Annotated in this window: 6 protein-coding genes; all 6 read left to right on the forward strand. The window is 71.3% G+C overall.

From position 1 onward, the window contains the following. Positions 1–16 precede the first annotated feature (16 nt). Positions 17–1114 carry an N-acetyl-gamma-glutamyl-phosphate reductase gene (locus Csp2054_RS16245; protein WP_096900538.1) on the forward strand — a complete coding sequence of 366 codons (1098 nt, stop codon included), beginning with the start codon at positions 17–19 and terminating at the stop codon, positions 1112–1114. Between the two features lie 107 nt (positions 1115–1221). After that, positions 1222–2373, forward strand: coding sequence for a bifunctional glutamate N-acetyltransferase/amino-acid acetyltransferase ArgJ (gene argJ, locus Csp2054_RS16250; RefSeq protein WP_096900550.1), 1152 nt, complete (start codon positions 1222–1224; stop codon positions 2371–2373). Continuing rightward, positions 2373–3413 carry an acetylglutamate kinase gene (gene argB, locus Csp2054_RS16255; protein ID WP_096900540.1) on the forward strand — a complete coding sequence of 347 codons (1041 nt, stop codon included), beginning with the start codon at positions 2373–2375 and terminating at the stop codon, positions 3411–3413. The genes argJ and argB overlap by 1 nt, the downstream gene beginning before the upstream one ends. Continuing rightward, positions 3410–4663, forward strand: coding sequence for an acetylornithine transaminase (locus tag Csp2054_RS16260; protein WP_096900542.1), 1254 nt, complete (start codon positions 3410–3412; stop codon positions 4661–4663). The genes argB and Csp2054_RS16260 overlap by 4 nt, the downstream gene beginning before the upstream one ends. After that, on the forward strand, positions 4660–5643 hold the full coding sequence (gene argF, locus Csp2054_RS16265; RefSeq protein ID WP_255252784.1) for an ornithine carbamoyltransferase: 984 nt from the start codon (positions 4660–4662) through the stop codon (positions 5641–5643). The genes Csp2054_RS16260 and argF overlap by 4 nt, the downstream gene beginning before the upstream one ends. 26 nt (positions 5644–5669) lie before the next feature. Next, positions 5670–6866: an argininosuccinate synthase gene (locus Csp2054_RS16270; protein WP_096900543.1), complete on the forward strand. Its 1197-nt coding sequence runs from the start codon at positions 5670–5672 to the stop codon at positions 6864–6866. The last annotated feature ends 21 nt before the right edge of the window (positions 6867–6887 follow it).

The following is a 6887-nucleotide window of genomic DNA, read 5'->3' on the forward strand; positions in this document are numbered from 1 at the left end:
CCTAAGGTGGAATCCCATGTCCGTATCCGTCGCCGTGGCGGGAGCCTCCGGCTACGCGGGCGGTGAGCTCCTGCGCGTGCTCGCCGGCCATCCCGAGTTCGACGTCAGGACGGTGACGGCGTTCTCGAACGCCGGACAGCCGCTCATCGCCACGCAACCGCACCTGCGATCGCTGGCTCACCTGACCCTCGCGGAGACGACGGCGGAGAACCTCCGCGGACACGACGTGGTGTTCCTCGCGCTCCCGCACGGCCAGTCGGGGGCGATCACGGCGGAGCTCGGTGACGAAGCGCTCGTCGTCGACTGCGGAGCCGACCACCGGTTGACCGACCCGGACGCGTGGGCCGCGTTCTACGGGGGCGAGTACCACGGCGCGTGGACGTACGGCCTGCCGGAGCTGCTGCACGCGGCGCCGAAGCCCGGGTCCGCCGACGAGTGGCGGGAGGTCGACGACATCGCGGCGCTCGGCCGGCAGCGGTCCGAGCTCGTCGGGACCAAGCGCATCGCGGTCCCGGGGTGCAACGTCACCGCGGTCACGCTCGGCATCCAACCGGGCATCCAGGCGGGGCTGGTCGAGTCGGACGACATCGTCGCCGTCCTGAGCGTCGGCCCGAGCGGTGCCGGCAAGAAGCTCGCGAACACGTACCTCGCGTCCGAGATCATGGGGTCCGCGAGCGCCTACGCCGTCGGCGGTTCGCACCGGCACGTCCCGGAGATCCAGCAGAACCTCGTCGTGGCCGGTGCATCCGACGTGTCGATCTCGTTCACGCCCGTGCTGGTGCCGATGTCCCGCGGGATCCTGGCGACCACCACCGCGCGGCTCGCGCCCGGGGTCGGCGCACACGACGTCCGGCTCGCCTGGGAGCAGGCGTACGCCGACGAACCGTTCGTGCACCTCCTGCCCGAGGGCGAGTTCCCCCGGGTGGCGGACACCGTCGGAGCGAACACGTGCCTGGTCGGCATCGCGGTCGACGAGGCAGCCGGTCGCGTGGTCGCGATCAGCGCACTCGACAACCTGGCGAAGGGCACCGCCGGGGCAGCGGTCCAGTCCACCAACATCGCCCTGGGCTTCCCCGAGACCCTCGGCCTGAGCGTGGACGGAGTCGCACCGTGACCAACCCAGACGAGCACGAGGCAGCGCAGCACGACGCAGCGCAGCACGACGCGGGCCAGCACGACGGAGCCGGGCCGGGCCTCCAGGCAGGCGGAGCCGGCCAGGGTGTGACCGCAGCAGCGGGCTTCCGCGCCGCCGGCGTCACCGCCGGGTTGAAGGCGAGCGGCAAGCCGGACGTGGCGCTCGTCGTCAACGACGGCCCCCAGGCGGCGGTCGCCGCCGTCTTCACCAGCAACCGCGCGCAGGCGCACCCCGTCATCTGGTCGAAGCAGGTCGTCGGCGACGGCGTCGCCCGCGCGGTCGTCCTCAACTCGGGCGGCGCGAACTGCTTCACCGGTCCGTTCGGCTTCCAGACCACCCACCTGACCGCTGAGGCCGTGGCCGGCGAGCTCGGCATCGGCGCCGGTGACGTGGTCGTCTGCTCGACCGGGCTGATCGGCGTCGGCGACCAGACCTTCCGCGACAAGGTGCTCACGGGAGTGGGGCTCGCGTCCGCCGCGCTGTCGCCGACGGCCGGCCTCGAGGCCGCGACCGCGATCATGACGACCGACACGAAGCCGAAGCAGTCGGTCGTGACCGAGGACGGCTGGACGGTCGGCGGCATGGCGAAGGGCGCGGGCATGCTCGCACCGGGCCTGGCGACCATGCTCGTGGTGATCACGACGGACGCGCTGCTGACGTCAGACGAGCTCGACCAGGCGCTGCGCGCGGCCACCCGGGTGACGTTCGACCGCGTCGACTCCGACGGCTGCATGTCGACGAACGACACGGTCGTCCTGATGTCCTCCGGCGCCAGCGGCGTCACGCCCGAGGTCGGCGACTTCCAGGAGGCGCTGACCGCCGTGTGCGCCGACCTCGCGAAGCAGCTGCAGCAGGACGCCGAGGGCGCCAGCCACGACATCGCGATCGAGGTCGTCGGTGCCGCGAGCGAGGACGACGCCGTGACCGTCGGCCGGAGCGTCGCGCGGAACAACCTGTTCAAGGCGGCCGTGTTCGGCAACGACCCCAACTGGGGCCGCGTCCTCGCCGCGATCGGCACGACCGACGCCGAGTTCGACCCGTACGCGGTCGACGTCAGCATGAACGGTGTCCGGGTGTGCCACGCGGGCGCACCGGACGAGCCGAGCGACGCCGTCGACCTGACCGGGCGTGAGACCCACGTGCTCATCGACCTCGGGGTCGGGCCCTTCGCGGCGACGATCCTGACGAACGACCTGACGCACGACTACGTCCACGAGAACAGCGCGTACTCCAGCTGATGAACGATCTGACCAAGGAAGAAGAGCACGAGCTCGCCGCCGTCAAGGCCGCGACGCTCATCGAGTCCCTGCCCTGGCTGAAGCGGTTCTCGGGCAAGGTCGTCGTCGTCAAGTTCGGCGGCAACGCGATGATCAACGAGGACCTCAAGCGGGCGTTCGCCGAGGACATGGTCTACCTCCGCTACGCCGGGCTGCACCCGGTCGTCGTCCACGGCGGCGGCCCGCAGATCTCCGCGGCGCTCAAGGAACAGGGCATCGAGTCCGAGTTCCGGGGCGGCTACCGCGTCACCACGACCGAGGCGATCACGGTCGTCCGCGACGTGCTGGCGGGCGAGGTGAACCGCGAGATCGTCGACTTGGTGAACGAGCACGGCGACGGCCTCGCGGTCGGCGTGTTCGGCGACGGCGGCTCGCTGTTCACGGGCGAGAAGAAGGGCGTCGTCGTCGACGGCGAGCACTTCGACCTCGGGCACGTCGGCGACATCACCCACGTCGACCCGTCGGGCGTCCTCGCCGCGATCGAGGCCGGCCGCATCCCGGTCGTGTCGAGCATCGCGATCGACGACGCCCACCCGGACCAGGCACTCAACGTGAACGCCGACGCCGCAGCCGGCGCGCTCGCCATCGCGCTCAAGGCCGCGAAGCTCATGATGCTGACCGACGTCCCGGGCCTGTACCGGAACTGGCCGGACCGCGACTCGATCGTCGACCTCATCGCCGTGGAGGAACTCCGGGAGCTCCTCCCGTCGCTCGAGTCGGGGATGATCCCGAAGATGACCGCGTGCCTCGACGCCGTGGTCGGCGGGGTCGGCGGCGCGACCATCATCGACGGCCGCATCCCGCACTCGATCCTCCTCGAGGTCTTCACCCTCCGCGGCGCGGGTACCGAGGTGATCCCGGACCCGAGCCGACGCACCGAGAACCAGATGACCCACGCCGAGATCGGCCGACGGGTCGCCGCGTCCGCCGCGAGCGACGCGTCGGGCCGCACGACCACGGGCAAGCACGAAGCCACGACCGAGAAGGGGCACGAGCAGTGAGCACCGAGACGCAGACCCAGACCTGGAACGACCGGTTCGGGGCGTCGCTCATGCGATCCCTGACCCCGCCGAAGATCATGCTCGAGCGCGGCCAGGGCTGCCGGGTGTGGGACGTCGACGGCAACGAGTACCTCGACTTCCTCGCCGGCATCGCGGTGAACTCCCTCGGGCACGCGCACCCGGCACTCGTGGGAGCGATCAGCGACCAGGCGGCGAAGCTCGTCCACGTGTCGAACTACTTCGCGACGCCGCCGCAGCTCGAGCTCGCCGAGCGACTCAAGCGCATCACCGGTGCGGGCGACGCGGGCCGGGTGTACTTCGGCAACTCCGGGGCCGAGGCGAACGAGGCCGCGTTCAAGCTCGCGCGCCTGAACAAGGGCGCGGACGGGAGCAAGACCCGCATCCTCGCGCTGAAGCAGGGGTTCCACGGCCGGACCATGGGCGCGCTCGCGCTCACCGGCAAGCCCGCGCTGCAGGAGGACTTCCTGCCGATGGTCCCCGGGGTCGAACACGTCGACTCGACGGTCGAGGCGCTCGAATCGGCGTTCGACGACCACGTCGCGGCGCTCATCCTCGAGCCGATCAAGGGCGAGGCCGGCGTCGTCGACCTGCCCGAGGGCTTCCTGCTCGCCGCACGCCGGCTGACCGAGGAGCACGGCGCGCTGCTCATCCTCGACGAGATCCAGACCGGGGTCGGGCGGACGGGGAACTGGTTCACGTACCAGGGCCACGGCTTCACGCCGGACGCCATCACGATCGCCAAGGGCATCGCGGGCGGGTTCCCGATCGGCGCCCTCGTCACGTTCGGGTGGGCGTCCGACCTGTTCTCGGCCGGGCAGCACGGCTCGACCTTCGGCGGCAACCCGCTCGGCACCCGGGTGGCGAACGCCGTGCTCGAGGAGATCGAGCGCGCGGACCTCGTCGCCGGCGCCGTCGCGAAGGGCGAGCGCATCCGCTCGGGCATCGCGGGCCTGGCGTCGCCCTTGGTCGAGGAGGTCCGCGGCAGCGGGCTGCTCATCGGCGTCGGGCTGACCGCGGCGGTCGGTCCAGCCGTCAACCAGGCCGCCCTCGAGCGCGGTCTGATCATCAACGCCCCGAACGAGTCGAGCCTGCGCATCGCCCCGCCGCTGATCGTGTCCGACGCCGAGATCGACGAGTTCGTGTCGATCCTCGGCGCGAGCCTGGCGGCCGTCGCAGCCGAGCACGGAGTCGCCGGGCCGGCCACCACCACCCAGGAGACCTCCGCATGACCCGCCACTTCCTCCGCGACGACGACCTGAGCCAGGCCGAGCAGTCCGCGATCCTCGACCTCGCGGCGCAGATGAAGGCCGACCGCTGGGCCGCGAAGCCCCTCGCGGGTCCGCAGTCCGTCGCGGTGATCTTCGACAAGTCGTCCACCCGGACCCGGGTGTCCTTCCACGTCGGCATCTCCGACCTCGGCGGCAGCCCGCTCGTCATCACGACGGCGAACAGCCAGCTCGGCGGCAAGGAGACCCCGTCCGACACCGCACGCGTGCTCGAGCGCATGGTGTCCGCGATCGTCTGGCGCACCTACGCGCAGTCCGGGCTCGAGGAGATGGCCGCCGGCACGCGCGTCCCCGTCGTGAACGCCCTGTCCGACGACTTCCACCCGTGCCAGCTGCTCGCCGACCTCCTCACCATCCGCGAGCACCGCGGCGCGCTCGCGGGCCAGACGGTGGCGTTCGTCGGCGACGGCGCGAGCAACATGGCGCAGTCGTACCTGCTCGCCGGTGCGACCGCCGGCATGCACGTCCGGGTCGCCGCCCCCGAGTCCTTCGCACCGGCGGCCTCGGTCGTGGCGGACGCCGAGCAGCGCGCTGCCGTCACGGGCGGTTCGGTCCTCGTCGTCACCGACCCGGTCGCCGCCGTCGCCGGCGCGGACGTCGTCGTCACCGACACGTGGGTGTCGATGGGCAAGGAGGACGAGAAGCAGGCGCGGCTCGACACCTTCGCCGGGTACCGGGTCGACGACGAGCTGATGGCCCACGCCGCAGCCGACGCCGTGTTCATGCACTGCCTGCCGGCCGACCGCGGCTACGAGGTCACGGCCGAGGTCATCGACGGTCCGCGCAGCATCATCTGGGACGAGGCGGAGAACCGTCTGCACGCCCAGAAGGCGCTCCTCGCCTGGCTCCTCGCCGCGAACACGGCCGAGCCGGCCACGACCGAGCAGGCCACGGCCACGGCCGAGCCGGCCACCACCAACTGACACCCCCACCCCCAAGGAGAAACCACATGGCAGACCGCGTCGTACTGGCGTACTCCGGAGGCCTCGACACCTCCGTCGGCATCGGCTGGCTCAAGGACGCCACCGGCAAGGACGTCGTCGCGCTGGCGGTCGACGTCGGCCAGGGCGGCGAGGACATGGACGCCATCCGTCAGCGCGCGCTCGACTGCGGCGCGGTGGAGTCGGTCGTCGTCGACGCGAAGGACGAGTTCGCCGACGACTACCTCGTGCCGGCCCTCAAGGCGAACGCGCTGTACCAGAAGCGCTACCCGCTCGTGTCCGCGCTGAGCCGTCCGCTCATCGCCAAGCACCTCGCCCTCACCGCGAAGCAGCTCGGCGCCGACAGCGTCGCGCACGGCTGCACCGGCAAGGGCAACGACCAGGTCCGCTTCGAGGCCGCCGTCGCCGCGATCGCCCCCGACCTGACGAGCGTCGCCCCGGTCCGCGACCTCGCGCTCACCCGTGACAAGGCGATCGTCTACGCGAACGAGCACAACCTGCCGATCGAGCAGTCGAAGAAGTCGCCGTACTCGGTGGACCAGAACGTCTGGGGCCGTGCGGTCGAGACGGGCTTCCTCGAGGACCCGTGGAACGCCCCGATCGAGGACCTCTACTCGTACACGCAGGACCCGACGGTCCCGCGTGACGCCGACGAGGTCACGATCACCTTCGAGCAGGGCGTCCCGGTCGCGATCGACGGCCAGCGCTTCAGCGTCCTCCGGATCGTGCAGGAGCTCAACGCCCTCGCCGGCAAGCACGGCGTCGGCCGCATCGACGTCGTCGAGGACCGCCTCGTCGGCATCAAGTCGCGCGAGGTCTACGAGGCCCCGGCCGCGATGGCCCTCATCGCCGCGCACGAGGAGCTCGAGAGCCTCACCCTCGAGCGCGACGTGAACCGTTACAAGCGCGGGATCGAGTCCGAGTGGGCCGACCTGGTCTACGACGGCCTCTGGTTCGGTGGCCTCAAGCGCAGCCTCGACGCCTTCATCGACCACACCCAGCAGCACGTGTCGGGCGACATCCGCCTGCAGCTGCACGGTGGTCGGGCGACGGTCACGGGTCGCAAGTCGGAGCAGAGCCTCTACGACTTCGACCTCGCGACGTACGACACGGGCGACACGTTCGACCAGTCCCTCTCGAAGGGCTTCATCGAACTGTGGTCGCTGCCGAGCAAGATCTCGGCACGCCGCGACGCCGCCAACTAGTCGCCTCCGGTGCGGCGGGGG

Source organism: Curtobacterium sp. 'Ferrero' (assembly GCF_002412165.1).
In the GTDB taxonomy this organism is placed as follows: domain Bacteria; phylum Actinomycetota; class Actinomycetes; order Actinomycetales; family Microbacteriaceae; genus Curtobacterium.